Origin of the sequence: Mesorhizobium sp. M0771 (genome assembly GCF_040320155.1) — a bacterium.
Taxonomy (GTDB): Bacteria; Pseudomonadota; Alphaproteobacteria; order Rhizobiales; family Rhizobiaceae; genus Mesorhizobium.
On sequence record NZ_JAMYPC010000070.1, the window covers coordinates 1 to 877 of the forward strand.

1 protein-coding gene is annotated in these 877 nt (G+C 55.2%); it reads left to right on the top strand.

The window, feature by feature from the left end; genetic code table 11:
• Window positions 1-46: 46 nt before the first annotated feature.
• Window positions 47-877, top strand: an 831-nt coding sequence (locus NKI05_RS32200) for an ABC transporter substrate-binding protein (protein ID WP_352794234.1), incomplete at its 3' end; no start/stop codon positions are given.

The following is an 877-nucleotide window of genomic DNA, read 5'->3' on the forward strand; positions in this document are numbered from 1 at the left end:
CGACTGGGAACTAATAGTTAAAAATGAAAAAGAGAGGAACGGGAGCATGACAATCACTAGACGCGAAATTATCAAGACAGGTTTGGCTGCCGGGACGGCGTTATCAATGCCGACAATCCTTCGGGCGCAGACATCACAGGCGGACGCTCGGACGGTGCGCTGGGTGCCGGACGGTGACCTCATAGTATTCGATCCGATCATCTCAACAACTTTGGCACCGCAGCATGCTTTAGCGATTTACGACACGCTGTTTGAGGTCGACTCCAAGGGCATGCCACGACCGCAAATGGTGGGAAAGTGGGACGTCTCCGAAGACAAGAAGACCTACAAATTCCAACTCCGTGAGGGCCTGACCTTCCACGACGGCAGCCCAGTCACTGCGGCCGACTGTGTGGCCTCCATACGACGCTGGGCGCAAGTGGATACAAGTGGAAAATTGATCATGGCCAAGGCCAAGGATCTCTCGAAACAAGACGAGAAGACCTTCACGATCACGCTCAACGAACCGTTACCGCTTCTCATACCTTTGCTCGCATCATCCTACGTCGGGTATTATCTAGCTATCATGCGCGAGAAGGACGCGAAGCTTCCCCCAACGGAGCAGGTGACGGCGAATATCGGATCCGGGCCATTCAAGTTCAATGATGCTCTGGCCAAGCCTGGCGCAAGCTTCACCTACGATCGAAACGAACAATATGTACCGCGCCAGGAGCCACCCGACGGATTCGCCGGCGGGAAGGTGGTCAAGGTTGATCGCGTCATCAGGCAGTGGATCAGCGACCAGCAGACCGCCTTCGCGGCTCTCCAAGCGGGAGAGGTCGATCTCGTTCAACTACCAGCACAAGTACTCTTCCCTGTGATCAAGAGCGATCCCAAC